This is a genomic window from Fontibacter flavus, from assembly GCF_042432905.1.
Taxonomy (GTDB): domain Bacteria; phylum Bacteroidota; class Bacteroidia; order Cytophagales; family Cyclobacteriaceae; genus Fontibacter; species Fontibacter flavus.
Map to the genome: position 1 here is coordinate 65263 of NZ_JBHLWI010000028.1, position 21629 is coordinate 86891.

The following is a 21629-nucleotide window of genomic DNA, read 5'->3' on the forward strand; positions in this document are numbered from 1 at the left end:
GGCCAAAGGCAAGAATAATTGGTCTATTTTGAAAAGTGCAATAAATAATTTTTCTTTACGCATCAACTAAACTAAAATACCTTATGAGAAAAGCTTTACTCTTTGTTATTGCGCTTTTCACCATGGCACTCACGTTTGAGGTGTCGGCGCAACAACGGGTAATTACCGGAAAGGTAATTTCCGATGAAGACGGTATGGGCTTGCCAGGCGCATCCGTTCTCGTCAAAGGTACTACAGTAGGGACTACCACCGATTTGGATGGTAATTACTCTATTTCAGTACCAGCTGGATCTAATGTGTTGATTTTCTCTTTTGTTGGTCTAAAGACCCAAGAAGAGACCATCGGCAACAGATCTGTAATCAATGTAACCCTTTCTTTGGATGCAGCCCAACTATCAGAAGTGGTAGTAACGGCGATCGGTATCGAGAAAGAAAAGAAAGCCTTGGGTTACGCAGTTTCCTCTGTGGGTGAAGAACTCATCCAAAACAGACCAGAAGCTGACGTCTCCAGGGTATTGCAAGGTAAAGTAGCCGGTGTTAACATCACTGCTACTAACGGTTTGTCCGGTTCCGGTACAAACATCATCATCAGGGGTTATTCCTCAGCAACTGGTTCCAACCAGCCTTTGTTCATTGTGGATGGTGTTCCTTTTAACACCAACACAAATGCAACAAATGGTTTTACTTCAGGTGGTGCCACTACTTCTTCCCGTTTCTTGGATATTGATCCTAACAACATTGAAAACGTTTCTGTGTTGAAAGGTCTTTCTGCCACCGTATTATATGGTGACCAAGGTAGAAACGGTGTAATCTTGATCACCACCAAATCAGGAGCGAACAAGAGAAAAGCAGCTGAAGTAACCATCAACCAGTCAGTATTTGGTAACCAAGCGGCATCATTGCCTTCTTATGGTCAAATCTACGGTAACGGTTTCCAGCAGCAGCCAGGTTTGTTCTTCTCTAACTACGGTCCAAGATTGGATATCGGTTTGACTACTGCTCACCCGATCGCCTCTTCTGGCCTAGCTTCAGTGAGAAATGCCTTCCCTGAATTTTTCGTACCTAATGCAGATGGAACTCCTTCCACGACACCGATCAGGTACGATTTCAAAGCTTACGAAGATGTAAGCACAGCCTTCTTCCGTACCGGTATTGTTTCCAATACTTCCGTACAGGTAGCTGGTGCTTCTGATAAAACAGGTTATTCAGCTTCATTTGGTTATACCAATGACCAAGGCTTCTTGCCAGGTAACGACTTGAAGAAATATAACTTTGGATTGGGCATCAACTCGGCTATAACGGACAAACTTTCGGTAAACTCTTCCTTCACTTTTGCGATCACAGACTTGTTGTCGCCACCAGTGAATGCGGCTTACGGTTCAGGACCTGCTGGAGGTATTCCTTCTGCATTTGCGAACACCTTGTATGTTCCACGTTCTTACGACTTAAAAAACCTGCCTTACACCAACCCGGTTGATGGCAGTAACGTTCACTACCGTTCTAACAATGACCAGTTGAACCCATACTGGTTGACTGAAAACTACGTAAACTCTTCTAAAGTAAACCGTTTCTTCAACTCTACCTCATTGAACTATGATATCAATGACAATTTCTCTGTGACTTATCGTATAGGATTGGATACCTATTCTGAGAGCAGAGAAAATAGGTACAACAAAGGTGGAGGTGGAGGTGTGAGCACCTTGATCAACTCCGGTTATTACAAGAGTGTTTTCGTTAGAAATACCATCTGGAACCAGGATTTGGTTGTGAATTACAGAACTGAGCTTTCTGACAAAATCGGATTCTCCGCCTTATTGGGTGGTAACTCTAGATATGATATATATGAGCAGGATGGTTTGGTTTCCACTGGCCAATTGGCTTTTGGATTGTTTAGACATTCTAACTTCCTACAAGCAGCATCTAGAGATCCATTGAACGGTGCCAACCTGAACTTCACTGAAGAAGAAAGAAGAATGGGTGTTTATGCCAACGTAACATTGGATTATGATGATTATCTATTCTTGAACTTGTCTGCCAGAAATGACTGGACTTCCACTGTAGAAAAAGACAACAGAAGAATCCTTTATCCAGGAGCTTCCGTTTCCTTCTTGCCTTCTCAGGCTTTCAACTGGAATTCTTCCACTGTAAATGACCTGAAACTGAGATTCGGTTATGGTACATCTGCAGGTTTCCCAAGACCTTACAGTACTAGAAATGTATTAGCGCAGAATGCAAGGGCATTCCAAAGTGTTGCAGGTACTTTGTTCCAATCTCAGTCTGTAAGTACAAGATTGGGTAACCCTAACCTGAAGCCTGAGTTGCATGAGGAATTTGAATTCGGTATTGAATCTACCATGTTCAATAACAAATTGAGATTTGATCTTTCCTTGTATCAGAAAAATACCAGAAACCTGATTACCAATGCCCCAATTGATCCTGCTACAGGTTTTACAAATACAGCGATCAACATTGGTAGAATCAGAAACAGGGGTATTGAATTCCAAGGTACTGTAACGCCAATCAGCAGACCTAGTGGTTTTACTTGGGAATCAGTGGTGAACTTTACTCTTTATAGAACCGTCACCATGGAATTGGGTGAAGGATTGGACGAAATCGTAGTAGCTGGTTTCACTAACCTAGGTAACTTCGCTATTCCAGGCAAACCGTTCAACATCATCAAAGGTACTGGTTTCGCAAGAGACGAACAGACTGGGCAGCCTATTGTATTACCATCAGGTGATTACCAAACTGCTGCTGAATTGGTTGAATTGGGTGATCCTAACCCAAGATGGACCGGTTCCTGGATCAACACCTTCCGTTACAAAGGCTTCTTTGTGAATGCCATGTTGGAGTACAGACACAAAGGTGTGATCTTCTCTAACACTGTTACGGCTACCTTGGCAAGGGGTGTGACCAAAGATCCAGTGGTAGACAGAGAGTTGACCTTTATTCTTCCAGGCGTGAAGCAGGACGGAACGCCTAATGATATTCAGGTAACTGCTTCCAACTACTTCTTCAACCAATACCATACAGGTGCTGATGAGTCCAACGTATTCGATGGATCTGCTATCAGATTGAGAGAATTGTCTTTGGGTTATGATATTCCTAGCAGTATCACTTCCAGGACTCCTTTCAAGAGAGCTTCTATTGCCTTGAGCGCGACAAACTTGTGGTTCAAAGCCTTGAACTTCCCTCCAAACATGAACTTCGATCCAGATGTTTTGGGTCTTGGTGTGGGTAACGGTTTAGGTTTTGACTTCGTAACTGGTCCTAGCTCCAGAAGATTTGGTGGTACAGTAACCCTTGCTTTCTAATCACCTAAAACGACATGACAATGAAAAGAAGAATATATAGCTTATTTATCGCCTTGAGTTTATTGGTGGTAAGTGCCTGCGACTTGGACCTTCAAGAAGATCCAAACGCAGTAACAGCTTCAACCGCGGATTTGAACCTGGTATTGAACAGGGTTCAGCTAGACTTCAAAGACTTTTTCAATGCGACCGGTAACAACGGTATGCGATTGACGAGGATGCTTAACCAAGGTTCCAACTTGTATGAGCAGGCTTATGTACCGGTTAACTTTAACGGTATTTGGTCTAATGCTTATTCAAATATCTTGAATGATATCAAATTTCTGGAGCCTTTGGCTGAAAATGCCAACTTCAGAAGACATTTGGGTATGGCAAGAACCATGAGAGCCTATGTCTTGATGACTTTGGTAGATTATTTCAATGCAGTGCCTTATTCTCAGGCTTTGGATCCAAATGAATTTAATCCTGGCTATGATGATCCTGCAGCTGTTTATGCTGCTGCTTTGGCAGATTTGACGCAGGCTAAGCAGGACTTTACCGCTTCTTCACTGGGCTCACCTCAGGATATGTACTATGGGGGTACTTGGGCCAATTGGGTTAGATTGGTTAACTCCTTGCAGTTGAAACTACATCTAAACAGAAAATTGGTTGATGCTTCTGGATCTGCTGCAGCGATCAATGCCTTGATTGCTGAGAACAATTTCATCCAACCAGGACAGGAGTTTGTATTCAAATATGGTACTAACCTGACTGACCCTGATGCTAGACATCCTCGATATGCAGGTCAGTATCAGCCAGGTGGTGGCGGTGATTACCAGTCCACTTGGTATATGTATCACTTGACTGAAGAGAAAGGTTTCGATGATCCAAGAGCAAGATTCTATTTCTACAGACAAGTTACTGCTAATCCAACTGATCCTGATCAATTGAGATGTATCAGTGAAATTGCACCAGGACATTATTTGGCAGGTGGTTTTCCATTTTGCTTACCAGGTGATAGAGGTTACTGGGGTAGAGATCACCTGAATGCAGAAGGTATTCCACCGGATGGTTTGGGAAGAACTGCTTGGGGTGTTTATCCTGCCGGTGGTCGCTTTGACAACAATGCCGGTGCTGGCGTAGCAGCTGGTGCAGGTGCAGGAGGAGCTGGTATACAACCGATCATGTTGCCTGCTTATGTAGACTTTATGATTGCGGAAGCTATTCAAACCATGTCTGGAGTAAATGGTGATGCAAGAGCTTATTTAGAAAGTGGCATGAGAAAGTCCCTTGCTTACGTTAGAGCTTTCGCTGTCTCTACTTCTGAAGCCGGTGCAATCAATACTTTCCAAGCTGCAGCAGGTTATACCACTGCTTCTAATAACTACGTAACATATGTTCTTAATGAGTTCGACGCAGCTCCTGCTGCCAGAAAGATGTACTTTATTGGAAGAGAGTATTGGATCGCGTTATTCGGTAACGGTAACGAGTCTTACAACTTGTACAGAAGAACAGGGCAACCTGATGGCATGCAGCCAGGTTTGTTGACAAATTTTGGCGACTTCCCAAGATCATTGTTCTATCCGAACAATCACGAGGTAACCAATAACAAAGCGCAACAAAAGGCTTCTCAAAGAGAACGTGTATTCTGGGATACCAACCCTGAAGGTAATGGTTGGGTGTATTAATCTATAAATCACAGAAATTATGAAAATGAAAAAAATAGGTTTTGGATTCTTGATGTCCCTGTTGGTAGTCATTACCTCTTGCGTGGACTTTGTAGATCCTAATATACCATACAAAACGTTTGATACCGCCTTATACCTCCGTACTATTCAGAGGTCCACTGATTTGAACTTCTTCGATTTGGCTAATTCCAAAATTAGCTTGACTTTGGAGGCAGTTGATGCGGAAGGTGGGAACACTTTGCAAAGTGTTGAGATAAAGGTAAGACATAGAAGGTTGATCCCAGGTGTTGGTTTGGAATACAGACCAGCTGGAACCGAAAGTAATGTAAATGATGTGTTGATCAAAACGCTGAGCCTTTCTGATTTTCAGAAGGCTTCAGAAAACCCTAACCATCCTACACAAACTTACATGAGGACTTCTTTTGAAATCACTGCTAATGAAATGATGTCTGCGTCAGGTATTACTGCTGCACAGATGCAAGGTGGTGATTCATTTGAGGTAAGACTTTATGTGACTGACAAATTTGGAAGAACATTTGATTGGACCAACCGTTCTGCTGACGTAGCTGGTGGTTTCTTCTACGCTTCTCCATTCCTGTATCAAAGTAATGTGATCTGTCCAACTGATTTGGGCGGTACTTACAGATATCAGTCTTCAGAAATGCAGTCAGTTTATGGTGCTTGTGCCGGTACAATAGAAGGTACTGTTACCTTGACTCCAGTAGCTAACTCAACAGCTTATACTGTTTCTGATGCAACATTTGGTTTCTGGCCATGTTATGGCGATACCTTTGGTGGTAACGTCAGGTTGAATGATGCCTGTGGTATCCTTTCCTTCACCGGTGCAGATAAGTATGGTGATAGCTATACCTTTAACTTTATCAGCAACAATGGATCTGAATTGGTGTTCACTTGGGTAAATGGATCCAATGAGACCGGTAGAGTGGTATTGTTTGCAAATGAAGGCAAGCCTTGGCCATCTACTTTGAGATAATTGAACTAGTAAACTTTCTTCATACAAAAAAAACAGCGCTCTTTGGGCGCTGCTTTTTTTTGTCCTTATTTTTAGTTGATTCGGAGTTGATTTTAGGTTTGTTTTTTGATTTTGTCTCCTATCTTTCAAACCTAGGAAAATAGGTAAAATTGATATCACCATTATTTTGCACTTGTGTTTTAAATAGTCCTCTAGTCCTTATTTAAAAAGGTTATTGATGTTTTTTTGGGTAAATTTGAATTCTATTATCAAATAAATCGTCAAACTAAACCAAATCTCTATGAGAAAAGCTCTACTCTTTGTGATTGCGCTTTTCGTGTTGGTTGTTTCTCATGAATCATCAGCGCAACAGCGGCAAATTTCAGGGACTGTAATTTCCGGAGAGGATAACTTCCCATTACCAGGGGTGAACATTCTGGTGAAGGGAACTACCCGAGGAGCGATTACAGATTTGGATGGAAAGTATTCTATCCAAGCAGGTCCAGGTGAAACCCTGGCATATTCATTTGTTGGTTTTGTTACCCAGGAAATTGTTGTCGGTAACAATCAACAAATCAACGTAACATTGATGCCTGATTCCAAAGTATTGGGAGAAGTATTGGTTGTTGGTTATGGTAGTACTACCAAAGGTGACCTTACCGGTAACGTCGCTTCAGTAAAGGGAGCTGACCTGGCCTCTATTCCAGTTCCTAACTTCCAGGAGGCCCTTCAGGGAAGAATGGCTGGTGTATTCGTGGAATCATCAAGCGGTAAGCTAGGTGAAGGTGTCAAGATCCGAGTAAGAGGTACTACCTCTATTTCCGGTGGTAATGATCCTCTATATGTGATTGACGGTATTCCAATGACTACCGGCGGCGGTATTGGTTACTATAACCCAATGTCGGATATCAACTTCAACGATATTGAGTCATTTGAAGTATTGAAAGATGCATCGGCTGCGGCCATCTATGGTGCCCGTGCAGCGAACGGTGTGGTGTTGATCACTACCAAATCCGGAGCTAAAGGAAAGACCAAATTCAATGTAGGAATTCAAAGAGGTATCTCTGAGCCAACCCGTTTGAGGGAATTTTTGAATGCCGGTGAATATGTTGAATTGATGAGGGAAGCCGGTTACAACAATGATCTTAGATTGGGTTTTGACCCGATCAATAATCCTGCTGATTATCCAGGTTCTGATCTTCAGTTTGTAGATAGCCGTTTGGATAGATACTCAGGATGGTCTGATTGGAGAACATTGGAGACTGATACTGACTGGCAAAAGCAGGCTTTCAATCCTAAGGCAGGTACGACAAATGTGAACTTTTCCGCTTCGGGTGGTGATGACAAGACCAGGTTCTTCTTCTCTGGAGCCTATGACAAGCAGACCGGTATTATGATCCGAAATGACTTTGAAAGAATTTCAGGTCGTTTGAATTTGGATCATACAGTTACAGATAAATTCACGATTGGAGCCAATTTTGGTCTAAGTAGAACGCAGAACAACAGGTTGTCTGATGATAATCAGTTTAACAATCCAATTCAGTTGGTTGCCTTGGCACCAATTACGCCAATCCGTGATCTGAATGGACAATTGTATGACAGACCTACCGCTACTTACTACAATAACTTGATTGATTCGGAGAATGCAGAATGGTTGAATACAACGTTCAGAAATATCACCAATGTATTTGGTGAATATAAGTTGACCTCAAATCTGAGATTCAGATCTGAATTTGGCGTGGATATCTTCAATCAGAATGATGAGCAGTTCTTTGGATCAAGAACCAACTTAGGTTTGTCCACAAATGGTTTTGGTAGATCAAGGTGGACCAGAATTTTGAACTACAATACCAATAATTACTTTACTTATAGTAAGGTGTTTGCTGAGCGTCATAATTTTGAAGCCATCGGTGGTATGTCTTTCCAAAGATCTGATCAGTATTTCACCTTTGTGGAAGGTCAGGAATTTCCATTGGATGAATTGAGAACTTTGGCTTCTGCTGCTGAAATCATCGGTGGATCTTCTTCACAAACCAACTTTTCTTTCCTTTCTTACTTTACCAGAGTAAACTACAAGTACAATGAAAAGTATTTGGCAACTTTGAGTGCCAGAGTGGATGGTTCTTCAAGATTCGGTGAAAACAACAAATATGGTTTCTTTCCAGCTGCTTCAGTAGGATGGATTCTTTCTGAGGAAGGATTCCTGAAAGGTAATGAAACCCTTAGCTTATTGAAGTTAAGAGGTTCTTATGGTCTGACGGGTAATGCTGAAATCGGAAATTTTGATCACTTGGGTCTTTATGGATCAGCTTCTTATGCCTTGATTCCGGGTTTGAGACCTACACAGATCCCTAACCCTAACCTGACTTGGGAAAAAACAGCCCAGTTGGATATTGGAGTTGAATTTGCCTTGTTCAGAGACCGAATCACAGGTGAGATTGATTACTATGACAAAAATACCACAGATTTATTGTTGAACGTGCCTGTGCCTGCTACTTCCGGTTTCTCAGTACAAAGACAGAATATTGGTAGGATGCAGAACTATGGTGTTGAATTCGTGTTGAACTCTGCGAATATTACGAATCAGAACTTCACCTGGAATACATCCATCAATTTTGCCAGAAACATCAACCGTGTAAGGGAATTGGCTCCAGGTCAGGAATCTATTCCTCCTTCTTCTTCAAGGTTCCTTAACGGCGTATTTATAGGCCAATCTATTGGTGTATTCTATGGTCCGGCTTATGCAGGTGTTGATCCAAACAATGGCGATGCCTTGTATTATGCCAATGCCGAGAGAACTGAAACCACCAATGACTACAATGAAGCAGAAAGAATGTTTGTGGGTGACCCGAACCCGAGATTTATCGGAGGTATTACTAATAACCTGACCTTCAAAAACTTCGACTTGAGTTTCTTGTTCCAGGGTGTATTTGGGAATGACATCTACGACGGCGGTGGAGGTTTCTTCGCTGCAAACGGGGACTGGTTTGATAACTCTACCAGGGACCAAATGGCAAGATGGAGACAGCCGGGTGATATCACCAATATTCCTCAAGCTAGATTGGGTGAATGTAACGGTTGTAATGCTTCCAGTAGATATTTGTCAGATGGAAGCTACCTAAGATTGAGAACTTTGACTTTGGGTTATTCATTGCCCAAGGCTCAGTTGGAGAAATTCAAAGTGAGCAGCTTCAGGGTCTTCTTTACTGGTCAAAATTTGTTGACTTTCACCAAGTATAGAGGATGGGATCCAGAAGTAAATGCTGATTATTTGGCGGACAACGTGTTCCAAGGAAATGACTTCTATTCTGCTCCGCAGGCCAGAACATTCTCAATGGGAATTAATGTCGGATTTTAAATAGGAAGAAGATGAAAAAATATATAGTAATCGCATTGTTCGGTTTGACTGCTGTTTTCAGTAGTTGTGATGACCAATTGACGCTTCCCCCTCTTCAAAGTATTGACCAGGATCTGGCTTTGAGCAATGATTCTAATGTGAAAAGGGTTTTGTTGGGTGCTTACTCTGAAATGCGTAGTGTCCAATTGTACGGCGGTAGGATTCAACTGTATTCTGAAATGCTGGGTTCCAATCGTGAAATAAGATGGGAAGGTACTTTCAACCAACCACGAGAGATGTACAACAAGCAGATTTTTGTGAACAACTCTTTTGTAGAAGGTACTTGGTCTGCAGCATACCGCGCCATCAACGTCAGTAATAACGTACTTTCTGCTTTGGATGTGGTGAATGCTGCTGATAGGGACAGAATTGAAGGAGAAGCTTTGTTTATCAGAGGCTCCATGTACTTTGAATTGATCAAGCTGTTTGCTCTTCCTTATACAGCAGGAAATACTGGCAGTAATCTTGGAGTACCATTGGTGTTGACGCCTACAAGAGCCATAACTGATGAAAGCTTTGTGAGCAGAAATACGGTTGAGGAAGTGTACACACAAATCCTGAATGATCTGACAAGAGCAGAGAGTTTACTTCCTGCTTCTAATAGCTTCCTGGCTAGAAATTATGTGGCTGCAGCCCAGCTTTCTAGGGTATATATGCAAATGGAGCGCTATGATGCAGCAAGAGAAGCTGTTAATAGAGCCATTACTGCAGCTACTGCCAATGGCAAAAGCCTTGTGCCAGTTTACATGGATGCTTTCAATACAGATAATGATTCCAATGAAGATCTGTTTGCCATTCAGGTAAATCCTCAGGATCCTTCAAATGACATGTTCTTGTTCTATTCTCTTCCTGAGTTTGGTGCAAGAGGTGGTGATGTGGCTGTCCTCGATGAGCACTTGACATTCTATGAAGCCGGTGATGCGAGATTGAATCAGTTTTTCTCCGGTGCAGGGGAATTGCGTACTGCCAAATGGAGAGATCAATTCAAAAACGTCAAAGTTATGAGGTTGGCTGAATTATACCTCACCAGAGCTGAGGCTAACTTTAGGTTAGGAACGACAGTGGGAGATACGCCATTGAACGACGTGAACAGAATCAGGGCAAGAGTAGGTCTTGCTCCATTGACTGCTGTAACTTTGGAAGCCATCTTGGCTGAAAGAAAAGTTGAATTGGCCCATGAAGGACATGCTGTTCATGATGTGAAGCGATTGAAAGGTTTTGTAAGAGACAACTCTTCTGAAACGCTTTATCAATTCAATGATCCAAGAATGGTGCTTCCTATCCCTCAAAGAGAGATGGATGCCAATCCAAATCTGGTACAAAATCCAGGTTATGGAGGCTGATAAAGCTAAATATTATAGAAAAGGGAGTTTTTGACTCCCTTTTTTTATGCCTTTGGGTTTAATTTTTTTATGATGCTAAACACTATAGATATTTGACTTCCGTAAGAAGTATGGCTGAATAGGAAAATGCAAAAGAAAATTTTAAAGATCCCCCTTTTTTCTTCAACTGCCTTATTTTATATCGGATTATTTTCAGACCTTATCTAATAGAAAATCAAATACATTTGTATAAGCGAATATACAGTTTTCAAACATTATTTATTCGATATACCTTTGTATAGTTAGCTAAAAATCTATCATGGATAAATTCTCCTACATCTCCAATGCGCATGTGGCTTACATCGATGAGCTATATGCTGAATACAAGACCAATCCTGAATCAATAGACCCAAGTTGGAAGACATTTTTTGATGGCTTTGAGTTTGCCATAACCAAATTTGGTGAAGATGAGGATGGTGGTGCTGCGAAAACCAACAATGGTGTTGCTGCCCAACCTGCTAAAAATGGTTCTTTGGCAACGCCAGGAACCATCATGGATATGGAGCAGCTACCAAAAGAAATTAAAGTACGTGCTTTGATCCATGCTTACAGGTCAAGAGCCCACCTCAGGTCTAAAACCAACCCGGTAAGGGAGAGAAGGGACAGAAAAGCTCTTTTGGACATTACTGATTTCGGTTTGGATCAAAATGATTTAAATACTGAATTTCAGGCCGGTAAAGAAATCGGTATTGGTACAGCTAAACTTTCTAAAATCGTAGATGCCTTAAAAATCATCTATGAAGGTGCTTTAGGGTTTGAATACCTCTACATCAGGGATCCTGAGATGTTGGATTGGTTGAAAACCAAAATTGAAAAAGAGGCATTAGCTTTCAATCCATCTGTGGATGAGAAAAAAAGAATTTTATTTAAACTGAATCAAGCGGTAGTTTTTGAAAACTTTTTGCATACCAAGTATTTGGGACAAAAGCGTTTTTCCTTAGAAGGTGGTGAAAGTACCATTCCGTTTTTGGATGCGGTGATCAACCATTCAGCTGACTTAGGAGTGGAAGAAGTGATGATCGGTATGGCCCACAGAGGAAGATTGAACGTTTTGTCCAACATCATGGGCAAGACCTATGAGCAGATTTTCTCTGAGTTTGAAGGTACTGCCAAACCGGATTTGACAATGGGTGATGGGGACGTGAAATACCACATGGGTTATTCCTCGGATATTATTACCACAGGAGATAAAAAAGTAAATTTAAAGTTAGCGCCAAACCCTTCACACCTCGAGGCAGTCAATCCAGTGGTGGAAGGATTTATTAGGGCGAAAATTGATTCCCAGCATAAAGGCAATTCCAAAAAGGCACTTCCGATTTTGATCCATGGTGATGCGGCCGTTGCAGGCCAGGGTATCGTATATGAAGTGACCCAAATGGCAGGCCTTAAAGGTTACAATACCGGAGGTACCGTGCATTTTGTCATCAACAACCAGGTTGGTTTTACGACGGATTTTGATGATGCCAGAACATCCATTTACTGTACCGACGTTGCGAAAATTATTGATGCACCGGTTATCCACGTCAATGGAGACAATGCTGAGGCAGTAGTGTTTGCAGCCAAATTGGCCGCTGAATTCCGTCAGAAATTCGATAAGGACATATTTGTGGACATGGTATGTTACAGAAGACATGGACACAACGAGTCTGACGAACCTAAATTCACCCAGCCTGAGCTGTACAACATCATTTCCAAGCATCCAAACCCTAGAGAAATCTATGTAAAAAGATTGACAGAAAGAGGGGATATCGATGCCAAGATAGCCAAGCAGATGGATGAAGAATTTCGCAATTTGCTTCAGGACAGGTTGAACATGGTAAAAGAAAAACCTCTTCCTTACCAATTCACCAAGTTTGAAAAAGAATGGCAATCACTGAGAAGATCCACTCCTGAAGATTTTGAGCAGTCTCCGGAAACAGCAATTACTTTGGAAATGGTAGAAAAAGTGGCAGATGCACTTACCACCATTCCAAAAGGTTTCAAACCGATCAAGCAGATTGAAGTACAGCTGAAGCAAAGAAAAGACATGTACTTCACATCTAAGTCCCTAAACTGGGCCGCGGCTGAACTTTTGGCTTATGGTTCTTTGCTTTTAGAGGGCAAAACTGTAAGGATCACCGGTCAGGATGTACAAAGAGGTACTTTCTCCCACAGACATGCCGTGGTACATGATTCCAATACCAACAAGCCTTATAATTTCCTGAAAGAGCTGAAAGACAGTAAGGGGCAGTTCCATATCTATAACTCCCTGCTTTCTGAATATGCAGTTTTGGGCTTTGAATATGGTTATGCCATGGCCAATCCTCATACTTTGGCTATTTGGGAAGGACAATTTGGTGACTTCGCCAATGGTGCCCAGACCATGATCGACCAATTCATATCTTCTGCTGAATCCAAATGGGGCAAGATGAATGGTATCGTGATGTTGTTGCCGCATGGTTATGAAGGCCAGGGACCTGAGCACTCCAATGCACGTCCTGAAAGATTCCTGCAATTATCCGCAGAATACAATATGGTAGTGGCCAATATTACCGAGCCTTCCAACTTCTTCCATTTATTGAGAAGACAGCTTACTTGGGAATTTAGAAAACCATGTGTGGTGATGTCTCCAAAATCATTGCTGAGACATCCTAAGGTAGTATCTCCATTGGAAGAATTCACCCACGGAAGATTCAGGGAAATTATTCTGGATTCTACCGTGAAGGCTAAAGATGTGAAGCGTATAATCCTTTGTTCCGGAAAAATTTATTATGATCTTGAAGAAGCGAGGGAAAAAGAAAAAGTAAAAGATGTGGCCATCATCAGAGTAGAGCAGCTACACCCACTTCCTAAGAAGCAGATTATTGAAGCTTTGAAAGCTTACAAAGGTGCAGAAGTAGTCTGGGTACAGGAAGAACCGGAAAACATGGGGTACTGGAACTATATATTGAGAATGTTGTACAAAGAGGTACCAATGGATCTGATTGCCAGAAAAACTTCTGCCTCTCCTGCCACAGGTTATCATAAAGTCCACGTTCAAGAACAGAATACCATTATCAATAAAGCATTAAAACTTTCATAAAACCCCTAAACCCTGTTTTCATTAGAGAACAGGGCTTAGGTTTAATTTAAATCGAAACATATTAAATTAACCTTGGGCTTGCTTCGGTGAGTTTGGGGGTAAAAGAGAAAAACAATGAGCCTAGAAATGAAAGTCCCTGCAGTTGGGGAATCTATCACAGAAGTAACCATTGGACAATGGTTTAAAAAAGACGGTGACCAGGTAGCCATGGATGAAGTTATCTGTGAACTGGAATCTGATAAAGCTACTTTTGAGTTGACCGCTGAATCTGCGGGAACATTGAGAATTAAAGCTCAAGAAGGCGATACTTTAGAAATCGGTGCAGTAATCTGTGTGATTGAAGAAGGTGCCGGTGCTGGTACTACAGCCCCAGTAGCTGAAAAGAAAGAATCTTCGGCAGCTTCCGGTGGAGGTAAAACGGGCGAAATCAAAGAAATGATTGTCCCTACGGTGGGCGAGTCCATCACTGAGGTTACCTTGGCTTCTTGGTTGAAAGCGGATGGTGATTATGTGGAATTGGATGAAATTATCGCAGAGGTAGATTCCGATAAAGCAACTTTTGAATTGCCTGCCGAAGCAAGCGGAATTTTGAGGCATGTGGCCCAAGAAGGTGATACCTTAGAAATCGGCGGACTGATCTGTAAGATCGAAGTAGTAGAAGGTGGTGCGCCAACTTCTGCTCATGCTTCTTCTGAACCAGCATCAAGTGCAGCAGCAGCCCCATCCGGATCAGAAACTTATGCCACAGGACATGCTTCTCCTGCAGCGTCTAAAATAATTGCTGAAAAAGGCCTGAATCCAGCGGATATTCAAGGTACAGGAAAAGATGGTAGAATTACTAAAGAAGATGCTTTGAGCGCACAACCAAAACCTCAGGTGGCTCCTCAAGCGGCTGCCAAACCCGCTCCTTCAAAAGCGGAAGAAGCAGCTCCTGCTCCAAAAGTATTTGGCTCTAGGGAAAGCAGAAGAGAGAAAATGACTTCTTTGAGAAGAACTGTTTCCAGAAGATTGGTTTCAGTGAAAAATGAAACAGCCATGTTGACCACCTTCAATGAGGTGAATATGGCTCCAATCATGGAACTGAGAAAGAAATTCAAAGATCAGTTTAAAGAGAAACATGGTGTCAACCTTGGCTTTATGTCCTTCTTTACCAAGGCAGTTTGTGTGGCCCTTCAGGAATGGCCGGCAGTCAATGCCATGATTGATGGAAATGAGATCGTATACAATGATTTCTGCGATATTTCAATTGCGGTATCCGCACCAAAAGGTTTGGTGGTACCAGTGATCAGAAATGCGGAGACTATGAGCTTCGAGCAGATTGAGAAGGAAGTGGTAAGATTGGCTACTAAAGCCAGGGACAATAAATTGTCCATTGAGGAAATGACTGGTGGAACCTTCACCATCACCAACGGTGGTATCTTCGGTTCTATGATGTCCACTCCGATCATCAATGCGCCTCAGTCTGCTATTTTAGGGATGCATAACATCGTGGAGAGACCAGTGGCTGAAAATGGACAGGTGGTAATCCGTCCTATGATGTACTTGGCGCTTTCATATGACCATAGGATCATCGATGGCAGGGAGTCTGTAAGCTTCCTCGTAAGAGTGAAGCAGCTTCTAGAAGATCCGACGAGGTTGTTGTTTGGAGTTTAAGAGAGGCGAGAGGCGAGAAGCGAGAGGCTAGATTTAAGAAACAAGAAGCAAGAGGCAAGAACCAAGAGCGGTTTCTTGTCAAATGAAATGTTTCTTGCGAAGGCTTCTCCAAAAAAGGTATAAGGTCTGATTAGTGGCCTTATGTCTTTTAACTGACGTGAATTTGATAGTTTATCAAGATACTGGTCTAGCGTCTAGTATCCAACATCTAATAGTCTTAAATATGTACGACGTAATAGTAATCGGTTCAGGACCTGGAGGATATGTGGCGGCCATCAGAGCAGCACAGTTAGGTATGAAAACCGCCATTATTGAAAAATATTCCACATTAGGTGGTACCTGTCTGAATGTAGGCTGTATCCCTTCCAAGGCATTGTTGGACTCTTCAGAGCATTACCATAATGCTGCCCATACTTTCAAAACCCACGGGATCAACCTGAGCGGTCTGAAAGTGGACCTCAAGCAAATGATTGCCCGCAAAGAAGATGTGGTTAAGCAAAATGTTGAAGGGATACAGTTTTTGATGAAGAAAAACAAAATCGATGTACACCATGGTTTGGGTTCCTTTGTGGACAAAAACACTGTCAAAGTGACCAAAGAAGATGGTACTTCTGAGAATATCCAAGGCAAGAATATTATCATCGCTACCGGTTCAAAACCTGCATCTCTGCCTTTTATCAACATCGACAAGGATCGCATCATCACGTCCACGGAAGCCCTGAAAATGAAGGAAGTGCCCAAGCACCTGATTGTGATCGGTGGTGGGGTAATCGGTATGGAACTGGGTTCTGTTTATGGACGTCTTGGTGCAAAAGTTTCCGTAGTGGAATTTATGGATGCCTTGATTCCTTCCATGGACAGAACGATGGGCAAGGAGCTTCAGAAATCATTGAAGAAACTTGGTTTTGACTTTTACCTGAAACATAAAGTGACTTCAGTGGAGAATAAAGGAAAAGAAGTCATTGTCAAGGCAGATAATGGAAAAGGGGAAATCATTGAAATCAAAGGTGATTACGTGTTGGTTTCCATTGGTAGAAGACCATATACAGATGGTCTGAATGCAGAAGCTGCTGGAGTGAAATTGACCGAAAGAGGACAGGTTGAAGTAGACGACCACCTGAGAACCAATGTGCCAAATATCTATGCAATCGGAGATGTGGTGAAAGGTGCCATGTTGGCGCATAAGGCAGAGGAAGAAGGGGTCTTTGTTGCAGAAAGCATCGCCGGACAAAAACCACATATCAATTACCTTTTGATTCCTGGCGTAGTATACACCTGGCCTGAAGTGGCTTCCGTAGGTTACACCGAAGAGCAACTGAAAGAAAAAGGTATCAAATATAAAGCTGGTAAATTCCCATTTATGGCTTCTGGTAGAGCAAGAGCTTCGATGGATACAGATGGCTTGGTGAAGGTGTTGGCGGATGCCGAAACTGACGAGATCCTAGGTGTACATATGATAGGTCCAAGAACTGCTGATATGATCGCGGAAGCAGTGGTGGCAATGGAGTACAGGGCTTCTGCTGAAGATATCGCCAGAATGTCCCATGCGCACCCAACCTATACCGAAGCCTTCAAAGAAGCTTGTTTGGCAGCTACGGATAATAGGGCTTTGCATATTTAAGACTTGAGATATAAGATACAAGAAGTCAGACAGGGAGAATTCCGAAAGTTAAAAGGTGGATTACGGAGATAGAAAATCACGAAATGATTGAATACACATAGTGGTATTTGCCATGGGAGAATCCCTGTAGCAATGGATGATTATAATTTTCGAGAATTCCAACCCTAAAATGCCTGCCTGGCGGAAGACAAGGTTGAATTATTAAGTCAAAAGAATAAAAAGTGTCAAGTATTTTCAGGATGTGATAAGGGAATTAGCAAGTCACTTCATAGTCTTAAAAATTGAAATTGGATAAGGATTCCAAAGATAAAACCAGGAGCAGTAAATGCCCTGGTTTTATTTTTTTAAATTGTGACCATGAAAACAGTAGAAGACATCCTTAAACTAGGTGATCCTAGGTTGTATGAAGTCTGCGAGCCAGTCAAAAAGGAAGAACTTCCTTTGGTCATGGATTGGGTGAAAGACCTGCATGAAGCCATGGAAGATATCCGAAGGAGATATGGTTTTGGTAGAGGCATTGCAGCTCCTCAGTTGGGGATTATGAAGCGGCTTTTCTATCTCAATCTGGATAAACCTTACATTGTCATCAACCCTAAAATCCTCCATGCCAGCGAGGAGATGTTTGAGTTGTGGGATGACTGTATGAGTTTTCCCAATCTTTTTGTCAAGGTAAAAAGGCATCAGTCCCTGACTTTGGAATATTTCGATGAAAACTGGGAGAAACAAATTTGGACAATGGAAGGGGCTATTTCCGAATTGATCCAACATGAATATGACCATTTGGATGGGGTTTTGTGTACCATGCGGGCGATTGATGAGAAAAGTTTTAAGTGGAGGGTGTAGGGAAGGCGGATGTCGAAAGGCGGAAGTTTGAACCATTAAGGATTTAAGGGATTAAGGGTTTCATTAAGTGGGATTTTGGAAAAGGCCTGAAGGGCGGCTCTGTGACAGCCCAGGGAGAAGCCCTGGGAATAGGGTGCAACCAAGATGAATCAGAGGTCTGAAGGACCGGATTGAATAGGGATTTCGAAAGTCAGATGTCGAAAGTCAGATGGAGGAATTTTTTGGCCTTTATGGAAAGGAATGAAAGAGTAATGGGTAGGTTCTGAATTAATCCCCATATTTCCTGATGTTTTTTGGATTCAATCGGGCTACTTTAAATTATTTCCCTAATTTTGCACCAATTTAGCCATCAGTATTTAACCCTCTTTAAAACCTCATTTAGAATGCCTAAGGACTCCAGCATCAAACACGTTCTACTCATTGGTTCAGGCCCCATCGTCATCGGACAAGCTTGTGAATTCGATTATTCCGGTTCTCAGGCTTCCAGGTCACTCAGGGAAGAAGGTATCAAAGTTACCTTGATCAACTCCAATCCGGCTACGATCATGACTGATCCAGTGACAGCAGATAATGTGTATTTGCTGCCACTCGAAAAAAAATCCATCATCAAAATCTTACAAGAACATCCGGATATTGATGCAGTCCTTCCTACTATGGGGGGTCAAACTGCTCTTAACCTCGCTATCGACTGTGATAAGGCAGGTATCTGGAAAAAGTTTGGTGTCAGAATGATCGGTGTGGATATCGATGCTATTGATACTGCTGAAAACAGAGAGAAGTTCAAGGCTTTGATGGAGAAAATCGGTGTAGGGGTATGTAAAGGGGATACCGCCACTTCCTTCCTTCAAGGTAAAGAAATCGCACAGGAAATCGGTTTCCCACTGATCATCAGGGCTTCCTATACCCTAGGTGGTGCAGGTGGTGCTTTTGTAGAAAAAGCAGAGGATTTTGAGAAATTGCTTTCAGCAGGTCTGCAAGCATCTCCAGTTCATGAAGTCTTGATCGAGCAAAGTATTTTGGGCTGGAAAGAATATGAGCTGGAAGTTATGAGGGACAATATCGGGAACATGATTGTAATCTGTTCTATCGAAAACTTTGACCCTATGGGCGTACATACAGGTGACTCTATCACCGTTGCCCCTGCCATGACCTTACCGGATACCGTGTATCAGCGCATGAGGAATTATGCCATCACCATGATGAACAGTATCGGAAACTTTGCCGGAGGATGTAATGTGCAGTTTGCGGTCAGCCCTGACAATTCTGAAATCATCGGTATTGAAATCAACCCTAGGGTTTCCCGATCCTCAGCGTTGGCATCCAAGGCTACCGGATATCCTATTGCCAAAGTGGCTGCTAAATTGGCCATTGGCTACAACTTGGACGAGTTATCCAATTCCATTACAGGAACCACCTCTGCATTTTTTGAACCTGCCATAGATTATGTGATCGTTAAAATCCCAAGATGGAACTTCGATAAATTCAAAGGCTCAGACCGTCGCCTAGGCCTTTCTATGAAAGCTGTGGGTGAAGTCATGGGCATTGGTCGCAATTTTCAGGAAGCCCTGCAAAAGGCCTGTCAGTCATTGGAGATCAAAAGAAATGGTCTTGGAGCGGACGGTAAAGAATTAAGAAATCAGGAAGAGTTATTGTACAGCCTGGCCAATCCAAGTTGGAACAGACTGTTCCATGTCTATGATGCTTTCAAATTGGGAATATCCTTCAGAACAATTCAGGATTTGACCAAAATCGATAAATGGTTCCTTAAGCAGATTGAAGAGCTGATCCACGTTGAAGCTGAAATTGAAAAATTCAATATTAACAACATCCCAAGAGAGCTGATGGATATGGCCAAGAAGAAGGGCTATGCAGACCGTCAGATCGCACATTTATTGGGTTGCTTGGAATCTGAGGTGTTCAACAAGCGATACACTGAGATGGGGATCAGAAGGGTTTATAAGTTGGTAGATACCTGTGCAGCGGAATTTGAGGCTCAGACTCCTTATTACTATTCCACTTTTGGGGAAGAGAATGAATCCGTACCATCCAATAAGAAAAAAGTGGTGGTTCTGGGTTCAGGTCCAAACAGGGTTGGTCAGGGAATTGAATTTGATTATTCCTGCGTGCATGGAGTATTGGCTGCCAAAGAGTGTGGGTATGAAACCATCATGATCAACTGTAACCCTGAGACTGTTTCCACGGATCCGGATATTTCTGATAAGCTGTATTTTGAACCGGTATTCTGGGAACATATTTATGAAATCATCCTTCAGGAGAACCCAATTGGGGTGATTGTTCAGCTGGGAGGACAGACAGCACTGAAATTGGCCGAAAAGATGGACAAATACGGTATCCCTATCATTGGTACCAGTTATGAGGCTTTGGATTTGGCGGAAGATAGAGGCAGATTTTCCACCTTGCTGAAAGAAAATGAGGTGCCTTACCCTGAGTTCGGTACTATCCACAACACAGATGAGGCTTTGGAATTGTGTAAAACCATTGGGTTCCCGCTGTTGGTAAGGCCATCTTATGTATTGGGTGGTCAGGGCATGAAGATCGTGATCAATGAGAAGGAACTGGAAGAGCATGTTGTCAATGTGCTCAAAGATATTCCGAATAATGAAATCCTGTTGGATCATTTCCTAGAAGGTGCGATTGAGGCTGAAGCTGATGCTATCTGTGACGGAGAAAATGTCTATATCATCGGTATTATGCAGCATATTGAACCTGCAGGTATTCACTCTGGAGACTCTTATGCGGTACTCCCTCCGTATAACCTCGGTGATTATGTTATGCGTCAGATAGAAACCTATACCCATAAGATTGCCTTGGCACTCAAAACGGTTGGTTTGATCAATATTCAGTTTGCGATAAAAAATGACAGGGTTTATGTCATCGAAGCCAACCCTAGGGCATCCAGAACCGTTCCATTTATCTGTAAAGCATATCAGGAGCCTTACGTGAATTATGCGACAAAAGTGATGTTGGGTGAGAAAAAAGTAACTGATTTTGAATTCAAACCAGTGAAAAAGGGTTATGCTATCAAGGAACCTGTTTTCTCATTCCACAAATTCCCGAATGTCAATAAGGAATTAGGGCCTGAGATGAAGTCTACGGGAGAGGCGATCTATTTCATCGATGATTTGATGGATGATTATTTCCTGAAGATTTATGCCGAAAGGAATCTGTATTTGAGTAGATAAAATTATAATTACGGAACCAGGGAAGTTTGTAAAAGACATAAGACAAAAGATACAAGACATAAGATTTGGGTTGAAAAACCATTTTCAACAACATCTTATGTCTGTCTTTTTGTTAAAAAATGCGGTCTTATGTCTAACTTCTCACATCTGAAAGTCTAAACATGGGATTTATATTTAAGTTTCTTTTAATTGCTATTGCGCTTTCTTGGATTTTCTCTAAGCTCCTGCAGTTTTTTTTAAGAAGCAAACTGAGTCAGTTTGTCAATCACGCCAATGACCTGCAAAGAGAAGAAGAAAGAAGAAGAAGAGGAGGCGGAAAAGGTGACGTGAATGTAGACCATATTCCCCGGGAATATCAGGAAAAAAGATCCAAAGAAATCAAGGGTGGGGATTATGTCGATTATGAGGAAGTGAAGGATTGAGTAGGGAGAAGCGAGACCCTAGATACAAGATATAAGACCAAATATCTATAAAGAGGGATTTCGGAAGGGGTATTTTGTAATTCCGACTTTCGCCTT

General features: G+C 42.2%; 11 protein-coding genes. All 11 read left to right on the top strand.

The genetic code is table 11. The annotated features are described in order from the left end of the window. Positions 1-83 precede the first annotated feature (83 nt). The 11 genes from ACFFIP_RS10025 to ACFFIP_RS10075 all read left to right on the top strand — a co-directional run bounded on the left by ACFFIP_RS10025 (position 84) and on the right by ACFFIP_RS10075 (position 21533). Entirely contained in the window at positions 84-3314 is a 3231-nt protein-coding gene (locus tag ACFFIP_RS10025) for a SusC/RagA family TonB-linked outer membrane protein (protein ID WP_382387483.1), read from the top strand. Between the two features lie 20 nt (positions 3315-3334). Then, entirely contained in the window at positions 3335-4978 is a 1644-nt protein-coding gene (locus tag ACFFIP_RS10030; protein WP_382387484.1) for a SusD/RagB family nutrient-binding outer membrane lipoprotein, read from the top strand. A 19-nt stretch (positions 4979-4997) separates the two neighbouring features. Continuing rightward, positions 4998-5972, top strand: coding sequence for a hypothetical protein (locus ACFFIP_RS10035; RefSeq protein ID WP_382387485.1), 975 nt, complete (start codon positions 4998-5000; stop codon positions 5970-5972). A 280-nt stretch (positions 5973-6252) separates the two neighbouring features. Then, a complete protein-coding gene (locus tag ACFFIP_RS10040) occupies positions 6253-9309 on the top strand; it encodes a SusC/RagA family TonB-linked outer membrane protein (protein WP_382387486.1) in 3057 nt (1018 codons plus the stop codon). 11 nt (positions 9310-9320) lie between these two features. Further along, entirely contained in the window at positions 9321-10691 is a 1371-nt protein-coding gene (locus ACFFIP_RS10045; RefSeq protein ID WP_382387487.1) for a RagB/SusD family nutrient uptake outer membrane protein, read from the top strand. 298 nt (positions 10692-10989) lie between these two features. Further along, positions 10990-13791, top strand: coding sequence for a 2-oxoglutarate dehydrogenase E1 component (locus ACFFIP_RS10050; protein WP_382387488.1), 2802 nt, complete (start codon positions 10990-10992; stop codon positions 13789-13791). Between the two features lie 114 nt (positions 13792-13905). Then, complete coding sequence (odhB, locus tag ACFFIP_RS10055) at positions 13906-15444, top strand: 2-oxoglutarate dehydrogenase complex dihydrolipoyllysine-residue succinyltransferase (protein WP_382387489.1); 1539 nt, start codon at positions 13906-13908, stop codon at positions 15442-15444. Positions 15445-15667: 223 nt separating this feature from the next. After that, entirely contained in the window at positions 15668-17065 is a 1398-nt protein-coding gene (lpdA, locus tag ACFFIP_RS10060; protein ID WP_382387490.1) for a dihydrolipoyl dehydrogenase, read from the top strand. Positions 17066-17422: 357 nt separating this feature from the next. After that, on the top strand, positions 17423-17908 hold the full coding sequence (locus ACFFIP_RS10065) for a peptide deformylase (RefSeq protein WP_382387491.1): 486 nt from the start codon (positions 17423-17425) through the stop codon (positions 17906-17908). Between the two features lie 383 nt (positions 17909-18291). After that, entirely contained in the window at positions 18292-21111 is a 2820-nt protein-coding gene (gene carB, locus ACFFIP_RS10070) for a carbamoyl-phosphate synthase large subunit (RefSeq protein WP_382387492.1), read from the top strand. A 161-nt stretch (positions 21112-21272) separates the two neighbouring features. Beyond that, positions 21273-21533, top strand: a complete 261-nt coding sequence (locus ACFFIP_RS10075) for a DUF4834 family protein (RefSeq protein ID WP_382387493.1) — start codon at positions 21273-21275, stop codon at positions 21531-21533. Positions 21534-21629: the final 96 nt, after the last annotated feature.

Excerpts from the sequence above, each read along its gene's own strand:
- ACFFIP_RS10065 (WP_382387491.1), top strand. The coding sequence starts at position 17,423 with ATGAAAACAGTAGAAGACATCCTTAAACTAGGTGATCCTAGGTTGTAT.
- carB (WP_382387492.1), top strand. The coding sequence starts at position 18,292 with ATGCCTAAGGACTCCAGCATCAAACACGTTCTACTCATTGGTTCAGGC.
- ACFFIP_RS10045 (WP_382387487.1), top strand. The coding sequence starts at position 9,321 with ATGAAAAAATATATAGTAATCGCATTGTTCGGTTTGACTGCTGTTTTC.
- lpdA (WP_382387490.1), top strand. The coding sequence starts at position 15,668 with ATGTACGACGTAATAGTAATCGGTTCAGGACCTGGAGGATATGTGGCG.
- ACFFIP_RS10030 (WP_382387484.1), top strand. The coding sequence starts at position 3,335 with ATGAAAAGAAGAATATATAGCTTATTTATCGCCTTGAGTTTATTGGTG.
- ACFFIP_RS10035 (WP_382387485.1), top strand. The coding sequence starts at position 4,998 with ATGAAAATGAAAAAAATAGGTTTTGGATTCTTGATGTCCCTGTTGGTA.
- ACFFIP_RS10025 (WP_382387483.1), top strand. The coding sequence starts at position 84 with ATGAGAAAAGCTTTACTCTTTGTTATTGCGCTTTTCACCATGGCACTC.
- ACFFIP_RS10050 (WP_382387488.1), top strand. The coding sequence starts at position 10,990 with ATGGATAAATTCTCCTACATCTCCAATGCGCATGTGGCTTACATCGAT.
- ACFFIP_RS10075 (WP_382387493.1), top strand. The coding sequence starts at position 21,273 with ATGGGATTTATATTTAAGTTTCTTTTAATTGCTATTGCGCTTTCTTGG.
- odhB (WP_382387489.1), top strand. The coding sequence starts at position 13,906 with ATGAGCCTAGAAATGAAAGTCCCTGCAGTTGGGGAATCTATCACAGAA.
- ACFFIP_RS10040 (WP_382387486.1), top strand. The coding sequence starts at position 6,253 with ATGAGAAAAGCTCTACTCTTTGTGATTGCGCTTTTCGTGTTGGTTGTT.